The sequence below is a fragment of the Catonella sp. genome, assembly GCF_052169795.1.
Taxonomy (GTDB): Bacteria; Bacillota; Clostridia; order Lachnospirales; family Lachnospiraceae; genus Catonella.
The window spans coordinates 17,546-36,733 of the sequence record NZ_JBQNBU010000011.1; the positions used below are offsets into that span (position 1 = coordinate 17,546).

The following is a 19,188-nucleotide window of genomic DNA, read 5'->3' on the forward strand; positions in this document are numbered from 1 at the left end:
ATTCTTATGTTGTTTAGAAAGACACAATTAAGGAATTCTAGCTTATAAACTGTATAAAAAGCTTATAAAAAAATACTATAAATCTAAAATTTTATTGATAAAAATCTAGAATGGTGTTATTATTTTAAATAAATTCATGATTTAAATAAATTTTGTTAAACAGAATTACAACATAAGAATTATTATGTTGTTTAGGCAACTTATAATAAGAGAGGGAAGGAGTTATAATGCGCTATGACAAAAATATTTACAGACTCAGGCTATGGGAATTTAAATACAGATGATTTTGAAGTAAAAAATCTTAATTATAAGTCAGATAAAATTGGTATTATAGGCTTTTCGCTCAATGGATTACGGATTATAAATGAGACAAAAGGAAGGGGATACGGGGATAGATTTCTTAAAGTTATAGTAGATACAATATTTAAAAATCTGGATGGCAAAATATATCTTTATAAGATTGAAGGAGTGAAATTTTTAGCTTTAGTTGATGAAAAACACATAAATGATACCGAGAATATAGCTAATAAAATAAAAAATCTTGTTACTAACCTATATTTTGAAAATAATTTTGTTTTCCCTAAAAGCATAAAGGTAGGAATTTATGTTGGAAATAAGGGAAATATTTTACAGGAAAATTTGTTAGATATTTTTGACAAACTGATGTCTAAGATTAAAAATAATAGTTTTTTTGAAAATATATGCGTATTATGTGATGATGACATTGTATATAGGAGCTACTTAAATAATATAGAATCGGAATTACATAGATGTGTGCATTCACAATTTGAGAATTTTAAAATAGTGATACAGCCGATAATAAATAATGCAGATCAAATGGTATCAGCAGAAATACTTTTAAGATGGAAATATAATAAAAAACTGATTTCTCCTGAGATTTTCATACCGATTTTAGAGCGTACAGGCTTAATCTGGCAGGTAGGGAGATTCGTATTTGAGGAAGCAGCCAAAATCAGCAGGGAAATAAAAAGTTATAGAAAAAATTTTACGGTGAATGTTAATATAAGCTATATCCAGATATTGGATGATGAATTTATAAATTTTATAGAAGAAACATTAAAGCGATATAAACTTTCAGGGAATGAGCTGATATTAGAACTTACAGAAAATAATTATGATGAGGATAAAGAAAGAGTGCTTGACTTTGCACGAAGGTGTAAAAGTATGGGTATGCTTACGGCAATAGATGATTTCGGCACAGGATATTCATCAGTTTCATTTTTGATAAGGTATCATGCAAATGAAGTTAAAATTGATAAGAGTCTTGTAAAAGAAAGTACTAAATCGGAGGAGAACAAGCAGTTTTTAAAAGGAATTATATGTTCCTGCAGGAACTTTGGTATGTTAGTATGTACTGAGGGAGTGGAAAACGAAGAAGAACTGGAAGTTGTCAGAAGCTTAGGCTGTGATTATGTACAAGGATTTTATTTTTTTAAACCAATGGAATTAGCTGATTTTAATAATCTTTTAAATCAGGAATATCGCATAAATCTTGAAAAAGTGAAGTGGTGTAAAGCTGTAACTCCAGTAAAATACTAATTAAAGGGAGAGTCTGCAATGAAAATTAAAAACAACAAGTTTCAAAGTCTTGAAAAAGATTTCTTCCGGTTTGGCGAGATCTCTATTGCTTAATTCAGCCAATTAAAGCTTATAATATAGGATACTGATAAAAGTACTAAACTAGAGAAAAAACTTTGGTTTAGTACTTTTTTGTTGTATAATATGAAAAGTAAGATTGGTAAGAACAGTAAGAATGAATGTAAGGAGATAAAATGAACTTAATAACCAAACCGGTTTTAGAATTGGATGAAATAAATAAGGCAGTAAGCTACATAAATAAGAAAAAATTACCTATACTTATTACAGGCTGCATGGATGCTGAAAAAAGCAATATTATAGAAACATTGTCAAAGGCTGCAGGGAAAAGGCATAAAGTCATTATAACCTATGATGAAATAAGAGCCAGAGAAATCGTAACTGATATGAAGCTTTACGATAAAAAAGCTATGCTTTATCCGGCAAAGGACATAATGTTTTTTGCAGCAGATGTACATGGCAATGCTATAGTAAGTGGAAGACTTGAGGTATTAAAAAGGCTGGTTGAAGATGAGCCATCGACTATAGTGCTAAGTTTAGAGGCAGGGCTTGACAGAGTGCTGCCGCTTTCCTATGTAAAAGAAAAGATTGTAAGGCTGGCAGTAGGAGATAGTTTTGATATTACTAAATTAAAAGAAAGGCTTGTAGAGCTTGGCTTTGAAAAGACTTCTCAGGTTTCAGGTAAAGGTCAGTTTGCAGTAAGGGGGGATATCTTTGATGTATTTCCTTTAACCGAGGAAACACCTTTCAGACTTGAATTTTGGGGTGATGAAATTGATACTATCAGAGCCTTTGATGTAGAGAGTCAGCGTTCCATAGAAAATGTAGAAGAACTCCTGGTATATCCTGCCACAGAAATAATTATAGATGAGGAGAGAAAACTTAAGGGACTTAAGAAGCTTGGAAAAGAAAAGGAGGAAGTTTATAAAAGGCTTAGGGCTGAAATGAAGACGGAGGAAGCTGCAAGGCTGAACAACAATATTGAAGAATTCAAAGATAATTTGGAGATATATGGCGGCTCTTTCGGTATAGACAGCTACATAAACTATTTTTTTGAGAATACGGAGAGTTTTTTTGATTATTTTAATGAGGAAGATATATTTTTCATAGATGAACCTATAAGAATAGAAGAAAAGGGTAAGGCTGTTTCATTTGAATGGCGGGAGAGCATGACAAACAGGCTTGAGAAGGGATACATACTTTCCGGTCAGGCTGATACAGTCTGGGATTATAAGACCATACTTGCAAAACTGGCGGGCAGATGTACGGTTTTGCTTTCACTCATTGAAACGAGAACCGGTGATATTGAGATAAAAGAGCGGTTTGACATTACTGCACGAAATATAAATCCATATAACAATAGTTTTGAAAGTCTTGTTAAAGATTTATCAAAGTATAAAAAAGATGGTTACAGAGTTGTGGTTGTAAGTTCATCCACACATAGGGCTGAGAGGCTCTCTGAGGATTTAAGGGAAAGTGATATTGTAGCAGCCTTTCTTGATGTGGACAAGAGAGAGCAGTTAAGTGGAGAGATTGTAATAGTAAAGGGGAATCTAAGAAGGGGATTTGAATATCCTAAAATAAAGTTTGCAGTTATTTCTGAAAGTGATATTTTTGGGGCGGAAAGGAGAAGGTTAAACAAAAAGAAGAAAAAGATAGACGGAGCTTCGATTTCAAGCTTTTCAGAACTTCATGAGGGTGATTATGTAATACATGAAACTCATGGAGTAGGCATTTACAGGGGAATTGAACAGTCTACTGTTGGAGGGGTTACCAGAGATTATGTAAAAGTAGAGTATGGTAATGAGGTCAGTGTATTCGTACCAACTACTGAACTGGATATTTTGCAGAAATATGCAAGCAAGGATGGGGCAAATCCTAAGATAGATAAGATAGGAAGCCAAAAATGGAAGAATACGAAGTCGAAGGTAAGGCAGTCTATTAGTGAAATTGCCAAGGATTTAGTAGAACTCTATGCAAAGAGGAGGGAAGAGCAGGGTTTTGCTTATGGCAAGGATACGGTATGGCAGCAGGAGTTTGAGGAAATGTTTCCTTATGAGGAAACTGAAGATCAGCTGAATGCTATAAGAGATGTTAAGGCGGACATGGAGAGCATGAAGATTATGGATAGGCTGGTATGTGGAGATGTGGGCTTTGGCAAGACGGAAGTGGCAATCAGGGCGGCTTTTAAGGCAGTTTCGGAGGGTAAGCAGGTGGTAATGCTTGTACCGACCACCATACTTGCAGGACAACATTATTCGACATTTTTAAAGAGGATGCAGAACTTTCCTATAACCATAGAATTTCTCTCAAGATTTAAGTCGGCAGCGGAAACTAAGAAGATAAAAGAGAAGCTGAAGGCAGGACTTATTGACATAATTATAGGTACTCATAAGGTACTTTCATCAGAAATTAAATATAAGGACTTGGGGCTTCTTATTATAGATGAGGAGCAGAGGTTTGGAGTAAGTCATAAGGAGAAGATAAAAAAGCTGCGAGAAAATATAGATGTACTTACCCTATCTGCAACTCCTATTCCGAGAACTCTGCATATGAGTCTTGTAGGAATAAGGGATATGTCGGTTTTGGAGGAGCCTCCGACAGACAGGATTCCGATACAGACCTATGTATTGGAACATGATGACGAAATTATGAGGGAGGCAATAAATAGGGAACTTGCTAGAAACGGTCAGGTTTACTATGTGTACAACAGGGTGAACGGTATAGATGAGAGGGCTGCAAAGCTTTCAGAAATGATTCCTCATGCGAGAGTTGCTTTTGCTCATGGGCAGATGAATGAGAGAGAGCTTGAGAGAATAATGTTTGATTTCATCAATGGAGAGATAGATGTCCTAGTGTCTACTACAATTATAGAAACGGGTCTTGATATATCCAATGTAAACACTATTATCATTGATGATGCTGATAAAATGGGACTTTCACAGCTTTACCAGCTTAGAGGACGAGTGGGCAGAAGTGCCAGGACTTCATTTGCGTTTCTTATGTACAGGCGTGACAGGATGTTAAAAGAAATAGCTGAAAAACGGCTTGCAGCTATAAAAGAGTTCACAGACCTCGGTTCAGGATTTAAAATAGCAATGAAAGACCTTGAGATAAGGGGGGCAGGTAATCTCTTGGGAAAGAGTCAGTCAGGACATATGGAAGCTGTAGGTTATGACCTATACTGTAAAATGTTAAATGAAGAGGTTAAAAGACTCAAAGGTGAGGCAGTCTCCGTTGATGAGTTTGTCACAGTTATAAGCATAGATGCGTCAGCTTTTATTCCTACAGGTTATATAAGAAATGAGGTATCAAGGCTTGAAATGTATAAGAGAATTGCTACGGTGTTTACGGAAGAAGACTTGTCGGAGTTGAAGGATGAGCTGATAGACAGATATGGTGAAATGCCGTCTGAAGTAAATAACCTCATTGATATTTCTTTTATAAGACATCTGGCACATGAAGCGGGGGTGACAAGAGTCGACTGTAAAGGAGAAACTGTTAAAATTATATTATATAATGAAGTAAAACCTGATATAGACAAAGTAGGAGAATTTATAGAAAATAATAAGGGACAGGTTAAAATGCGGACTGGTAAAGAAACCTATTTTGAATATAAGTTTGGAAACGGACTGAATAAAACTAAGATGGAGGAAAAACTTAGGGTGCTTATGGGAGTCGTTGCTGAATTAGTGTCTTGCAGGCAGAAAGAGATAGTAAAGGAGGATGAATGACAAAAAAATATTTGATGAAGCCTCTGGTGTTTGTGACTTTATTTTTTGGTATTGCAACAGTTATTTTTTGTGTGGAGCAGAGAATTGCAATTAATTTCAGAGAAGAAAAGAGGATGGAGGTAAAGATAGAAAGCTTACAGACTCCGTTGAAAATTATTAGTGCCGATATTCCTATAATTAAAATAGGTGATGAGACGGTATATTATCCTGAATTTGAATTTTATCTGCTGGCTACTAAGAAAGATTATGAAATTATGCTTGGAAGAGATGTATGGAGTGTGACTAGAAATGGAAGAAGCATAGAGGAACTGTTAAAAACTGATATAATAGAAGAAATTGCACGGATTAAAATATTGGTGAATGAGGCAAAAAAGGAAGGCTGCAGTCTTACTAAGGCTGAGGAAGAAGAGATAAGAAAGACGGCGAAGACACAGATTAAAGGGATTGACCCTTTGCTTAAGGCTAAGTATTATCTGGATGAAAGCCTGATAACAGGAATATATATGGAAAATTTTTTGGCTACAAAGTTTTTTAGAGAATACTCTAAAAAGAAAGGAGTTGAGGGGGAGAAAGCGAAACTTTTGTTCAATATGGCTTATAACAATTGGGAAAGCATATATACGGCAGAAATCTATTGGGAGAATATAGATAGGATTGATATTGACGGTCTATAGTATGCGGTTTGGTAAACTTAGCCTAAATATGCTTAAAATCAAGTATTTTCACTCAAAATTACTTGACAAATCGTTATAATAAGTTTATAAGTATTCTGTAAAGATATTGTTATGAGCGGGGGCGTACTCGCAATAGAAAATTATAGGAGGATTTATTCCATGAATAAGGCAGAACTTGTATCAGCTATCGCTGAAAAAACTGAGTTAAAGAAAGTTGACGCAGAGAAGGCTGTTAAGGCTTTTGTAGATGTTGTTACCGAGGAATTAAAGAAGGGTGAGAAGATTCAGTTAGTAGGATTTGGTACTTTTGAAGTATCAGAGAGAGCTGAAAGAGAAGGAAGAAACCCTGTTACCGGTGAGACAATCAAAATTTCTGCATCAAAGGCAGCTAAGTTTAAGGCCGGTAAGGCTCTTAAAGATGCTATAAACGAGTAGTTAAATTCTAAACATAAGACGAGGGGCTGTCTGTGAAGATGGTCTCTCTTTTATTATATAATATAGGAGAATTATGAGATTAGATAAATACATTAAGGTATCTCGCCTTATAAAAAGGCGTACAGTAGCTAAGTCAGCCTGTGATGCAGGCAGGGTATCTGTGAATGACAAGCAGGCTAAGGCAGGGACTGAAATAAAAATCGGTGACATAATAACCATAGGATTTGGCGACAAACAGCTCAAGGTAAGGGTTACAGAGATTGCAGAAACTGTGAAAAAGGACGAGGCAAAAGAGATGTATGAGTTTGTGGAATAATGCATCTGTTTCAAAATTATAAAAAATTCAAATTATATTGAAAAAGTTAATAATAATTACAAAGAGATTGGCGAGTGGCCAGTCTTTTTAATTTTAAAATTTACAATATATTATAGCTAAAAATTGATATATATACCTAATTGAATTTAATATAGGATATTAAAAAAATGAAAACTTTACAAGAAATAACCTATAATAGGACTTGTATTTATTAAATTTTGCTTAAATAATAATGATATTAGTTTACAAGATGACTTGTATATGTTAACATAAAACTTAAATTAAAGTAAATAAAAGTTGATATTTATTTTAACAAAAAGTAAACAATTTAATGAAAAAAGGAGATTGTTATGAAGCAAAAGATGTTAAGGACAGCTGCGGCTATCCTTATGGCAGCTGTAACGCTGACAAGTAATCCGGTTGGAGGGTTATTTAAAACCGAAAAAGTGATTGCTGCTGAGAAAAAAGTAAAGTTTCCAAAGGAAACATTAAACAAAACTTCTGTTACCTTGAAAAAAGGAAAGAAAGTAAAGCTGAAAGTTAAAAATCTTTCCAAAAAGGCAAATGTAAAGTGGGTTTCAAGCAATAAATTGATTGTTACTGTGAGTAGAGGTAATGTAAAGGCTAAGAAGGCAGGTAAGGCAAAGATTACAGCCATTATAACTGAAAAAGGAAAAAAGAAATTAAAGCTTAGCTGTAAAGTTACTGTTAAAAACTTAACAAAAAAGAAGAAAATAGTAAAAGAGAAGGTAACGAGTGTAGTTGTTTCTAATCAGGCGGAGCTTGATAAAGTATTAAAGAATAATTATCTTGAAGAATTAAAAATAAAGAGTGATGCAGAAACTTCCTTTGATATACCTGAAGGAAATTATGAGAAAGTAAAACTTCAGGTTGAAACTCCAAAGGCAGATGTTGTAAACTCCGGAAAGTTTGCATCTATCCTTATTAATGAAATAAAAAATGACACTTGGTATGAAAAGGTTAGTGGCAATAAAATTGAAATAAAAGCAAAAGAAGGAAGGATTGTAGTTGCTTCTGAGGCTGTTCTTAATGATGTTATTGTGGCAGAAGGCAGCGAGAAAGTAAAGGTTGAAGTTGAAGGAAAACTTACCAATCTTTTAGTTAAGGCTGAAACAAAGCTTGATGTAAATGTAAAAGGAAAGCTTGATAGTTTAGACCTTGCCAATAAGTCAGAAGTGAATCTGACTTCTGAAGGAACTGTAAGTAAGGTAAATATTCAGGCGGCGGCTAAACTGAATATCAAAGGAAAACAAGAAAAAATTGAACTGGAAATAAAAAAGGAGGCAAAAGGAAGCTCTATTACCACAGAGATTCCGGTTGACTTAAAAACTTCTGCTGAGGTTTCGGTTACTCTTGAAAAGGGAGCGGAAGGAAGTAAGCTTGAAGTTCTTGAAAAAGAAGTAGAGGTAAAGGTTGAGAATAAAACCAAAAAGAAAGTAGAAGTAAAAACACCGGAAGGAACAAAAGAGATTGAAAGCAGTAATAACCAGCCGGCTCCAATTTTAGGGGGGTATTATGGTGGAAGCGTTCCTAGTGAAACACCTAATAGTCCAAGCGTTTCTGGTGAAACACCAAATAGTCAAAACGTTCCTTTAAGAGATAGAGGACCTCTTATGGGTGCTTATTTTAGAACTTGGCATGATGCGGCATCTACAGGAGATGATGGACAGCCACATGGCGGACTGAATAAGATGTCTGAAATACCGGCAGAAGTAGACCTTGCGTTTATATTTACTGACTGGACTGCAAAAGGCAGTATTTTTTGGACTACATTAAAAGATACCTATGTACCTAAATTAAAGAAACAGGGAACTAGAGTTATCCGCACTATTGGAATAAGAGAACTTACCAGTGAGCGTGGTGTGCTTTATGACAATAATCATGAGTTGATTCCTACAGCAGGACAAAGTGAGGAAGCTTTATCTGCAAGGTATGCGGAATATGCAAAAATTATTTTTGATGAATATGTAAACAAGCATAATTTAGATGGTCTTGATATTGACCTTGAACAGCATGATGAGCCGAAGAATGCGGCTAAAAGGAAGGCTGGACAAGGAGAAGATCCAAAATGCCACAAACAGTCTGATGAAATAGAAGAAGATAAATTTCTTCAGGCTATAGGTATTGTAAAGGAATTGAGAAAGATAGCAGGAAATGATGGACATGGAGTAGGTAAACTTCTGATTCTTGATACAACAATTCCGGCTGAAATGTCTAGGATATTCCAAGAAACAGCAACCTTATGGGATTATATTCTAGTTCAGAAATATGGTCAGCATCTTGCAGAGAAGAAGGATAGCGAAGAAGATAACTATGGTCAGTTAAACTGGAAGCATTTTGGGCGTTATGGAGTTAAACCTGAGCATTTTATGTATGGTTTCAGCTTCTATGAGGAAGATGGAGATAAGAATAATAATGTTTGGGCAGATACTGTTTCCTTAAAAGGAACCGGAGAAACAAAAGAAAACAATTCTCCATTAGATCCTAAAAATAAGAATAAGTCTGAATGGAAATGGCATCTTGCTAATAAATTATTAGAAACAAGAAATCCGGGAACGCCGGAAGATTCTAATGCTTACCGTCATGCAAAGTGGCAGCCAAAGGAAGGAATGAAAGGCGGTATTTTCTCCTATGCAGTTGATAGGGATGGAGTAGAAGAAGGTATTGATGCTACGAAAGGAAAGTGTGGAAGGCGTAATGAAAATGATCCACTTTCTATTTCTGAACAGTCTGACTACTATGGAAAATGGGGAAATAATACAAAGCATCTTCATACAGAGTACAGCTGGACAAAGGCTTTGAAGAAAATTATGCTTGAGGATGAGGATTATAAGGGAATTACAGAAGCTGAAATTCCGGATGCTGCCCTTAGAAATACCATAATCAAGCAGATTAGGAAAAACTGGAAAGGTAATATTGAAAGATTTGGAGGAGAACTCATCCTTGATGATCCTGCTATTGCAAGCTTAGAGGGACTGAATAAATTTAAGAGTCTTAAGAAGCTGACACTTAAGAATTTACCTAATGTTAAAGAATTAACAAAGGAGATGTTGCCTGATTCTTTGAAGCCAAGCTATGTGAATGCACCTTATGAGCAGACAGCAGAAACCTTAGTTTTAGAAAATCTGTCCGGTCTTGAGAAACTTGATTTAAGTGGCTTTGATTTAGAGCATCTTCCTATCAAAAATGCAGCTACATTTACTAACTTAAAGAGCTTTGATGTTTCTGGGAATAAGATTGATTTTTCTACCGGAGAAGATAAGACAGTGCTTGAGGCTCTTTATGCATTAGTTAAAGCTAAAGAAGGACACGCATTTGAAATTGGTTCACAGAAACCTCAGGGTTATATGCCAAAGGTGTATAAGACGGCTAAACTTGATGATTCAGCAAATGATGAGAAAATTCCTGTAGGAAGTCTTTTTGCCTTTGGTGTTGGAACAGCGAATGGAGAAGTGATTGCAGCGAATGGCTTTGATGCATATAAAGCTAAAACAGTACTTGAGTCTGCAAAGACCTTTATTGACCAGAGTTACACATGGGAAGCTTTTAAAACTTTTGAAAATGCTGACAATCAGATTGGACAGGTTTCATTTACAAACGAAGATGCAAAAGACAAGGTAGAGATTCTTGACCATTCCTCTGCAAATGTGACAGCCGCACAGCAGAATGGAATCAGCAGAAAGGTGCAGGAAACTTATTTCCTTACCTATAGTAAATATTATCAGAGTATGAAGCAGTATGATGAAAAAGGAAATTATACAGGAGAGGGTGCCGGATATCGTAAGCTTCATAGCTGTAAGATAGTGGTTGGAGAAGAACTTGAAAAACTTGCTAACTTTGCTTTGAATGCAAAAGTGATAGGGATGTCTTTTAAAGACTCTGGTTTTTGGGGTGTTTTTCCAACAAGGATAATTGGTAATCTTTTTAACGGCAAGCTCCTTGAAGAAAAGAATGATTCAATGTTGGCTATATCAAATTCGCCAGAAGATCATTGGCTGGTATTTGATATTAAAAAAGTGGAAAAAGTTTCTTCATGGTTTGTAAATAATAGTTATATTGATCCGGCATCAACTACTCCGATGAAAAATATTAAAAAAGGAGAACTTTGGTATTTTACCGGAGAAGGAGAGCCTACAAAGGAAAATATGACAGATAATTCTAAATGGCAGAAAGCTGATGCGTTTGATGAGGATTCGCCGGTGGGAGAGTATTCTAAAAATTTTGATACTCCTATTGCTGCAAGATACTGGAAATATCAGATAAAAGAACAGGCAGGAATGTTATGTATTTCTGAAATCCAGTTAAAAGGAAAAGGCAGCGAGGATTAAATAAATAGTAAATCTAAGAGAACATTTGTTGTAAATAATATGTAAACAAAGTCACAGGTGATATAAAATGTTGCCTGTGACTTTGTCTAATATGTAACTGTTTATCCTGCTGTACTATGCAGAATAAGAGGTCTGTGACCTATGGCGTGAATAAATTGGGTTTATTTTGACATTCAAGATGGGGAAAAAATTAAGAAATTTCTGTTTGACATAGTTGCTAAAATGTAATATAATAAGGATTACGCATGTCTAACAGGCGTAAAAATTATGCACAAGTAAGTGCAAAAGGTATTAAAAATAAGAAAATAGGAGGTGAAAATTAATGCCAACTTTTAATCAGCTCGTAAGAAAGGGTAGACAGACAGCTGCTAAGAAGTCTAACTCTCCTGCACTCCAGAAGTCAGTTAACTCCTTAAGAAAGACTACTGTTGAGCATTCTTCTCCACAGAAGAGAGGTGTGTGTACAGCAGTTAGAACAGCTACACCTAAGAAGCCTAACTCAGCGCTTAGAAAGATTGCCAGAGTGCGTCTTTCAAACGGTATCGAGGTAACAAGCTATATCCCTGGTGAAGGACATAACCTTCAGGAGCATAGCGTTGTTCTTATCCGTGGTGGAAGAGTAAAGGACCTTCCAGGTACAAGATATCATATTGTTCGTGGTACCCTTGATACAGCAGGTGTTGCTAAGAGACGCCAGGCTCGTAGTAAATACGGTGCTAAGAGACCAAAGGATGCTAAATAATCAGATTAGCAGAAACAATCGAACAAGGATTTTAGGATTAAAAGTGCGGGATTAAGATTTGCCCAGCACGGACACTAATAATGATAGTGAGTACCTAAGAATCTGTAATCAGAATTCTATGTTAGGAGGGAAGAATCGTGCCACGTAAAGGACATATAGTAAAAAGAGATGTGCTTGCAGACCCAATTTACGATAGCAAACTTGTTACTAAATTAGTTAACAATATCATGCTTGACGGTAAAAAGGGAGTAGCACAGAAAATAGTATATGGCGCTTTTGCTCGTGTTGAAGAGAAGAGCGGCAAGAAAGCAGTAGATGCTTTTGAAGAGGCTATGAACAATATCATGCCTGTACTTGAGGTTAAGGCTCGTCGTATCGGCGGTGCTACTTATCAGGTACCTGTAGAGGTAAGACCGGAAAGAAGACAGGCGTTAGCACTCAGATGGCTTACTACATTTTCTCGCGCCAGAAGTGAGAAAACACAGGAAGAAAGACTTGCTAACGAAATATTAGATGCAATCAACAATACTGGTTCAGCGGTTAAGAGAAAAGAGGATATGCACAAGATGGCTGAGGCCAACAAGGCATTTGCTCATTATCGCTGGTAATTGGAGGAAAAATCGTTGGCTAAAAGAGAATATCCACTTGAGAGAACCAGAAATATCGGTATTATGGCTCATATCGATGCAGGTAAGACCACTCTTACAGAGCGTATCTTATTCTATACTGGTGTAAATTATAAAATTGGTGATACCCATGAAGGTACTGCTACTATGGACTGGATGGAGCAGGAGCAGGAAAGAGGTATAACCATTACTTCCGCAGCTACAACCTGTCATTGGACTCTTGAAAAAGAGGGTAAGCCAATGCCGGGAGCAGAGGAACATCGTATCAACATCATTGATACACCGGGACACGTAGACTTCACTGTTGAGGTTGAGCGTTCACTTCGTGTACTTGATGGTGCTGTAGGTGTATTCTGTGCAAAGGGCGGAGTTGAGCCTCAGTCTGAAAATGTATGGAGACAGGCTGATCAGTACAATGTACCTCGTATGGCTTATATCAATAAGATGGACATACTTGGTGCAAACTTCTACGGAGCAGTAGATCAGATTAAGACAAAGCTTGGCAAGAACCCTGTGCTTCTTCAGCTTCCAATCGGAAAAGAAGATACTTTCGTAGGTGTTGTTGACTTGTTTGAAATGAAGGCTTACATCTTCGAGGGTGACAAGGGAGAGAATATCAAAGTTGCAGATATTCCTGATGATTTAAAAGATGATGCAGCAATCTATCATGATGAGCTTGTTGAAAAATGCTGTGAGCTTGATGATGATCTTATGATGGAGTACCTTGACGGCAACATTCCTGAAGTTCCGGCTCTTAAGGCGGCTCTTCGTAAGGGAACAATTGCTTGTAAGGCCATCCCTGTTTGCTGCGGTACAGCATATAGAAATAAGGGTGTTCAGAAGCTTCTTGATGCAGTTATAGAGTTTATGCCGGCTCCTACAGACATTCCTGATATTACAGGTGTCGATATGGATGGCAATGAAATCGTAAAGCATTCATCTGATGATGAGCCTTTCGCAGCTCTTGCATTCAAGATTATGACAGACCCATTCGTAGGAAAACTTGCTTTCTTTAGAGTTTACTCAGGTATTCTTAACTCAGGTTCCTATGTGCTTAATGCCAGCAAGGGCAAGAAGGAAAGAGTAGGTCGTATCTTACAGATGCACGCTAATAAGCGTTCTGAAATAGAGCAGGTATTCTCAGGAGATATAGCAGCAGCTGTAGGTCTTAAGATAACAGCTACAGGTGATACACTCTGTGATGAACAGCATCCTGTAATCCTCGAGTCTATGGAATTCCCAGAGCCTGTTATTGAGCTTGCTATTGAGCCTAAGACAAAGGCAGGACAGGGTAAACTTGGTGAGGCTCTCGCTAAGCTTGCTGAAGAGGATCCTACATTTAAGGCACATACAGATACAGAGACCGGACAGACAATTATCGCAGGTATGGGTGAGCTTCACCTTGAGGTTATTGTTGACCGTCTTCTCCGTGAGTTCCATGTTGAGGCTAATGTTGGTGCACCTCAGGTTGCATATAGGGAAGCTCTTACAAAGCCTTGTGAAGTTGAGGCTAAGTACATCAGACAGTCCGGTGGACGTGGTCAGTATGGTCACTGTAAAGTTAAATTTGCTCCACTTGATGTCAATGCAGAAGAGACATTTAAGTGTGAATCTACCGTTGTCGGAGGTGCTATTCCTAAGGAATACATCCAGCCAATCTTCGATGGTATCGAAGAGGCTACAAAGGCAGGTATCCTTGGTGGCTTCCCTGTTATCGGTGTACATGCAAATGTATACGATGGTTCTTACCACGAAGTTGACTCCTCAGAAATGGCCTTCCATGTAGCAGGATCTATGGCTATGAAGGATGCTATGAATAAGGGTGGTTCAGTTCTGGTTGAGCCTATCATGAAGGTTGAAGTAACAATGCCTGAAGAGTACATGGGAGATGTTATTGGAGATATTAACTCTCGCCGTGGTCGTATTGAGGGTATGGAGGACATCGGTGGCGGTAAGATGGTAAAAGGTTTTGTGCCTCTTGCTGAGATGTTCGGATATGCTACAGATCTTCGTTCAAGAACACAGGGTCGTGGTAACTACTCAATGTTCTTCAACAATTATGAGCAGGTACCTAAGAGTGTTCAGGAAAAGGTTCTTTCTGCAAGGAATCAGGAAAAAGCCGGTAAGTAATAACTATAATTTTACTTGCAAATAAGCAGTTTTTAGAATATAATGAATTTTAATATGGTCAGTTCTGATACATTTTATAAAAGGTATGGGACTGACCTGAATAAGAAGGTAGTGATTTAGAATAATCACAATATTTTCCATAATTAAGGAGGAAGTTTCAAAATGGCAAAGGCTAAATTTGAGAGAAGCAAAGTACATTGCAATATTGGTACCATTGGTCACGTAGATCATGGTAAAACAACACTTACAGCTGCTATTACAAAGGTGCTTTCTGAGAGAGTATCAGGAAATGCTGCTGTAGATTTCGCAAACATTGATAAGGCTCCGGAAGAGAGAGAAAGAGGTATTACTATCTCTACAGCTCACGTAGAATATGCTACAGCTAATAGACACTATGCACACGTTGACTGCCCGGGACATGCTGACTACGTTAAGAACATGATTACCGGTGCTGCACAGATGGACGGTGCTATCCTCGTTGTTGCTGCAACTGACGGTGTTATGGCTCAGACAAGAGAGCACATCCTTCTCAGCCGTCAGGTAGGTGTTCCTTACATCGTAGTATTCCTTAACAAGTGTGATATGGTTGATGATGAAGAGCTTATCGATCTCGTAGAGATGGAAGTTACAGAGCAGCTTGAAGAGTATGGTTTCGAAGGCTGCCCAATCGTTAGAGGTTCAGCTCTTAAGGCTCTTGAGGATCCACATGGTCCTTGGGGAGATAAGATTATGGAGCTTATGGATACAGTTGATTCTTATATCCCAGATCCTGAGCGTGATGTAGATAAGCCATTCCTTATGCCTGTTGAGGACGTATTCACAATTACAGGTCGTGGTACCGTTGCTACAGGTAGAGTAGAGCGTGGTACTCTTAAGCTTAATGACGAGCTTGAGATTGTTGGTGGACGTGAAGAGAATAGAAAGACAACAGTTACAGGTATCGAGATGTTCCGTAAGCTTCTTGATTCTGCTGAGGCTGGTGACAACATTGGTGCTCTTCTTCGTGGCGTTAACCGTGACGAGATTGAAAGAGGACAGGTTCTCTGCAAGCCGGGCAGTGTAACTTGCCACAAGAAGTTTACAGCTCAGGTTTATGTTCTTTCAAAAGAAGAGGGTGGACGTCATACTCCATTCTTCAACAACTATCGTCCACAGTTCTATTTCAGAACAACAGACGTTACCGGTGTAGTTACACTTAACGGTGATGCAGAGATGTGTATGCCTGGTGATAACGCAGAGATTACAGTTGAGCTCATCCACCCAGTAGCTATGGAAGCTGGTCTTGGTTTCGCTATCCGTGAGGGTGGTAGAACAGTTGGATCAGGTAAGGTTGCTACTATAGTTGAGTAATATTAGCTGATTGGATAGAAATTAAGTAAAAATAGGCCTCTAGGAGTTTTCCTAGGGGCTTTTCAAAAAGAAATATTTAAAATAAAATTATATGAATTTATATAACTCACTTAAGACATAAAAGAAAATTGAATATATATGGCATAGTATAATAAAGGTTGAAGAATAATATACTTTAATGCAAACATGTATAAGTTGGCATAATTATAATAGAATGTATTCAATAGTTGCTAGATATTAGGAGGAGTAAATGAGGAGTTTTGGACTATGGTATAAAGGGGTTAGTGTAGTTGAGAACATTAATAAAAACGAAAATGGGAATAAGAACATAAAAAAAGTTGAGCCTATTTTTGATATACATATAAATTTTTGGTCAGAATCGGTAAAAAAGGATGGTAAAGTTCCTAATTTAGATGTTGGGATAAAAATAAAAAATTTTAGAGTTATTGATGAGTTAGTATTTCATTGCCCTTTTATTATTGTGAAAAGTGAAGTAAAAGACTTAGTTCCTAAGCTATATAATAGGGATAACGCAAACTTGATTTTTAATGTAAATGGTAACGTTGTTACCAAGGAATCGTATTATATTTATAATTTAGAAAAAAAAGAAAATAATGAAAAAATGTTATTATTTCCATTAAATCAGGATCTTGGAGAAATATATTATTTGAATGAGGTGGATAATAAAACGGATATAATATTTAACTTTACAAAATTTAATGAATATATTAATAATAAGAAGATTGACCTTAATGGAATAGATTATGCATATATTAGATTTAGAATATCCTCTGATGAATTGAAAAATAGTATTTATTTTGATAGTGAGCCATCTAATAAATCATTTGATAGTGCTTTTTCTGGAACCCGTATTTTTGATTTTAAGATTAATGAAGAGAGAAACTTGGGAAAGAAGACAATTGCAAAAATTGCTTCAGAAAAATATGATTTTCCTGAAATTGCTAAATTTCATTTGCTGATTATGGAACCATCTTCTTACGATGTGCAATCATTTACAGAAAAATCAATGACTTGTAGAGAATTAGAAGGTGAACTTTGGAATGACTACTTTGATTCTAATATTGAATCATCAAAAAGTAGAATATTGGCATATCATTGGAAATTTGAAAATGAATATTCATATTCATGCTTAGTAAAAGTAAAATATTCAAAAACTAATTTACTAATATTAATTGCATATATATTTATGGTGTTGGCTTTGGGAATTTTTAGTAGTACTATAGTAGCATTTACACAAAGTGGCTGTATAAACTATTTTCCTCATATTACACTTAGTGTTGGATTTGCTTTTGGAGCTTTAGGTCTATTTTTGGGAAGAAAAAAATAGTAGTATACTCTATTGTAAAGGTAATAAAAATATAGTAATATTACTAAATAGGGAGGAAGAATTATGGAAAGAATGATAAATGGTAAAAGATACTTTTTATATTCGTCGCTTTCTCAAGAATTGAAAGAAATATATTATAATAGGATATATAGATTTTTAAATAAATTAGTGTTTGAATATAGAGGATTTAATAATTGGTATTATTCCTTGTTTTCAGAGAATGCAGAGTTAAAAAGTATTCGTGAAATAATAGTGTGTGAAGATTTATTTCAAATTGCTGGAGTTGCAATAATAAAAAATGATTTAGAAGAGAAAAAAATATGTACTCTTAGAGTAGCAAAAGATTTTCAGCGTCAAGGAATTGGCCATAATTTAATTGAAATGTGCATGAATCAATTGGAGACTGATACTCCGATGATTACATTACATAAGAATAAATTGAATCAATTTGAAAAATTACTGGGTTATTATAATTTTGAATTAGAGCAAACGCAAAAACATTATTATAGTATTTTCAGTACAGAATTAGTGTTTAATGGATTGTTGCCAGAAAAAAAGTTTGTTTTCAATAAGATTGAATTAAAAGGTATAGAAAGAATATGTAAAGCCTTTATCTTGGATGATAAACAGAACTTTGTAGATTATTTGAATGATTATATTAAGTATTGCTATAATCAAGAAAAAATTAGATGGATAAGTATATATTAAGTTTAATTTAAATGAGCTGTTACAATGAGTAAAAGTACAGCAGTATGTAATAATTTGTATTCAAATTACTACTGTATTTTGTGTATTTTATTCTTAATGTGGCAGCTCTTTTTTTTAATACGAGAGGGGTGAAAAATGTGAAATTAGTTTGTGGTATCCATGGGGCAGGAAAAACAGTTTTTGCAAAAAAAATGTGCAAAAAATTGTCGCTCAAATACTATTCTGCAAGTGAACTGATTAGTAATATAGCTAGAGCTCAAATATATGATTATAAAAAGGTTAAAAATATCCCACATAATCAAGAGCTATTGTTAAAGGCATTATCTGAAATTGATGACAATCAATGTGTGTTAGACGGTCATTTGTGCTTAATTAATAATTATAATAAGATAGAAAGAATACCATATGGAATATTCCAGAGAATGAATATAGAAGAGATATATATAGTTGTAGATGAACCTAAGAAAATTAAACAAAGATTAAAAGATAGAGATAAACAAATTTGGAATACTGATTTTATTGATTTGTCTCAACAAGAAGAGTTTGAATACGCAAGATATTTAGCTGAAAAAATGAATATTACATTAAAAATAATTTATGAAGATAATGAAGTTATTGAATGCTCATTTCTAAAAAAACCGAATATTATCTTGCCTATAAAACCAGTATTCGCTAATAAAATATTATCTGGTGAAAAGAAATATGAGTATAGAAAGAAATTGTGTAAGAAAGAAATACATAGTATATATGTATATGCAACTGCTCCAATAAAAATGATTATTGGTGAAGTGGAGGTTATCAGCAAAGTTTGTATTGACAAGGAAGACTTATGGGAGCAGACTCATATGCATTCAGGAATATCTAAAGAGTTCTATGATCAATACTTTGAAAATCAAGACTATGCATGTGCATACAAAATAGGTAAAGTAAAAAGATATGGCAATCCAATTACTTTGAATGAAATAATGATAAAAGCTGTTCCACAATCATATATATATGTTGAAGACTTAAACTTATGTTAAATTTACAATGCAAATTTATTCAAATAAAAGGAACTTTCCATTTTTTTGAAAGGCATTTTAATATTTAAAGTTTACTTAACCCAAAAGAAATACATACATCGTCACAATACGACGATGTATTGTGCTATAATACTATA

General features: G+C 35.5%; 13 protein-coding genes. All 13 read left to right on the forward strand.

The annotated features are described in order from the left end of the window. Positions 1-234 precede the first annotated feature (234 nt). The 13 genes from ACTTKP_RS02955 (at position 235) to ACTTKP_RS03015 (ending at position 19,051) form a co-directional block, all read left to right on the forward strand. Positions 235-1,560, forward strand: a complete 1,326-nt coding sequence (locus tag ACTTKP_RS02955) for an EAL domain-containing protein (RefSeq protein ID WP_442552415.1) — start codon at positions 235-237, stop codon at positions 1,558-1,560. 233 nt (positions 1,561-1,793) lie between these two features. Continuing rightward, positions 1,794-5,351, forward strand: a complete 3,558-nt coding sequence (gene mfd / locus ACTTKP_RS02960) for a transcription-repair coupling factor (RefSeq protein ID WP_442552416.1) — start codon at positions 1,794-1,796, stop codon at positions 5,349-5,351. Beyond that, positions 5,348-6,025 carry a hypothetical protein gene (locus ACTTKP_RS02965; RefSeq protein WP_442552417.1) on the forward strand — a complete coding sequence of 226 codons (678 nt, stop codon included), beginning with the start codon at positions 5,348-5,350 and terminating at the stop codon, positions 6,023-6,025. The genes mfd and ACTTKP_RS02965 overlap by 4 nt, the downstream gene beginning before the upstream one ends. 159 nt (positions 6,026-6,184) lie before the next feature. Continuing rightward, entirely contained in the window at positions 6,185-6,460 is a 276-nt protein-coding gene (locus ACTTKP_RS02970) for an HU family DNA-binding protein (protein WP_442552418.1), read from the forward strand. Between the two features lie 73 nt (positions 6,461-6,533). Beyond that, positions 6,534-6,776, forward strand: coding sequence for an RNA-binding S4 domain-containing protein (locus ACTTKP_RS02975; RefSeq protein ID WP_442552419.1), 243 nt, complete (start codon positions 6,534-6,536; stop codon positions 6,774-6,776). Between the two features lie 350 nt (positions 6,777-7,126). Further along, positions 7,127-11,125, forward strand: coding sequence for an EndoS/ChiA family endoglycosidase (locus ACTTKP_RS02980; RefSeq protein WP_442552420.1), 3,999 nt, complete (start codon positions 7,127-7,129; stop codon positions 11,123-11,125). Between the two features lie 322 nt (positions 11,126-11,447). Next, positions 11,448-11,867 (forward strand): 30S ribosomal protein S12, encoded by a 420-nt coding sequence (gene rpsL / locus ACTTKP_RS02985; protein WP_442552421.1) that lies wholly within the window; start codon positions 11,448-11,450, stop codon positions 11,865-11,867. Positions 11,868-12,004: 137 nt separating this feature from the next. Continuing rightward, entirely contained in the window at positions 12,005-12,475 is a 471-nt protein-coding gene (gene rpsG, locus ACTTKP_RS02990; RefSeq protein WP_442552422.1) for a 30S ribosomal protein S7, read from the forward strand. Between the two features lie 15 nt (positions 12,476-12,490). Continuing rightward, a complete protein-coding gene (gene fusA / locus ACTTKP_RS02995) occupies positions 12,491-14,623 on the forward strand; it encodes an elongation factor G (protein ID WP_442552423.1) in 2,133 nt (710 codons plus the stop codon). A 162-nt stretch (positions 14,624-14,785) separates the two neighbouring features. After that, complete coding sequence (gene tuf, locus ACTTKP_RS03000) at positions 14,786-15,973, forward strand: elongation factor Tu (protein ID WP_442552424.1); 1,188 nt, start codon at positions 14,786-14,788, stop codon at positions 15,971-15,973. Positions 15,974-16,223: 250 nt separating this feature from the next. Then, positions 16,224-17,321, forward strand: a complete 1,098-nt coding sequence (locus ACTTKP_RS03005) for a hypothetical protein (protein ID WP_442552425.1) — start codon at positions 16,224-16,226, stop codon at positions 17,319-17,321. Positions 17,322-17,384: 63 nt separating this feature from the next. Then, positions 17,385-18,029, forward strand: a complete 645-nt coding sequence (locus ACTTKP_RS03010) for a GNAT family N-acetyltransferase (protein WP_442552426.1) — start codon at positions 17,385-17,387, stop codon at positions 18,027-18,029. 137 nt (positions 18,030-18,166) lie between these two features. Next, the gene (locus ACTTKP_RS03015; protein ID WP_442552427.1) at positions 18,167-19,051 is read left to right on the forward strand and encodes an AAA family ATPase; all 885 of its coding nucleotides are present in this window, start codon (positions 18,167-18,169) and stop codon (positions 19,049-19,051) included. Positions 19,052-19,188 lie beyond the last annotated feature (137 nt).

Bases quoted from the DNA above. Each gene is read 5' to 3' on its own strand.
- mfd (WP_442552416.1), top strand. From the start codon at position 1,794: ATGAACTTAATAACCAAACCGGTTTTAGAATTGGATGAAATAAATAAG.
- ACTTKP_RS02970 (WP_442552418.1), top strand. From the start codon at position 6,185: ATGAATAAGGCAGAACTTGTATCAGCTATCGCTGAAAAAACTGAGTTA.
- ACTTKP_RS02965 (WP_442552417.1), top strand. From the start codon at position 5,348: ATGACAAAAAAATATTTGATGAAGCCTCTGGTGTTTGTGACTTTATTT.
- ACTTKP_RS02975 (WP_442552419.1), top strand. From the start codon at position 6,534: ATGAGATTAGATAAATACATTAAGGTATCTCGCCTTATAAAAAGGCGT.
- ACTTKP_RS03005 (WP_442552425.1), top strand. From the start codon at position 16,224: ATGAGGAGTTTTGGACTATGGTATAAAGGGGTTAGTGTAGTTGAGAAC.
- tuf (WP_442552424.1), top strand. From the start codon at position 14,786: ATGGCAAAGGCTAAATTTGAGAGAAGCAAAGTACATTGCAATATTGGT.
- rpsL (WP_442552421.1), top strand. From the start codon at position 11,448: ATGCCAACTTTTAATCAGCTCGTAAGAAAGGGTAGACAGACAGCTGCT.
- ACTTKP_RS02980 (WP_442552420.1), top strand. From the start codon at position 7,127: ATGAAGCAAAAGATGTTAAGGACAGCTGCGGCTATCCTTATGGCAGCT.
- ACTTKP_RS03010 (WP_442552426.1), top strand. From the start codon at position 17,385: ATGGAAAGAATGATAAATGGTAAAAGATACTTTTTATATTCGTCGCTT.
- ACTTKP_RS02955 (WP_442552415.1), top strand. From the start codon at position 235: ATGACAAAAATATTTACAGACTCAGGCTATGGGAATTTAAATACAGAT.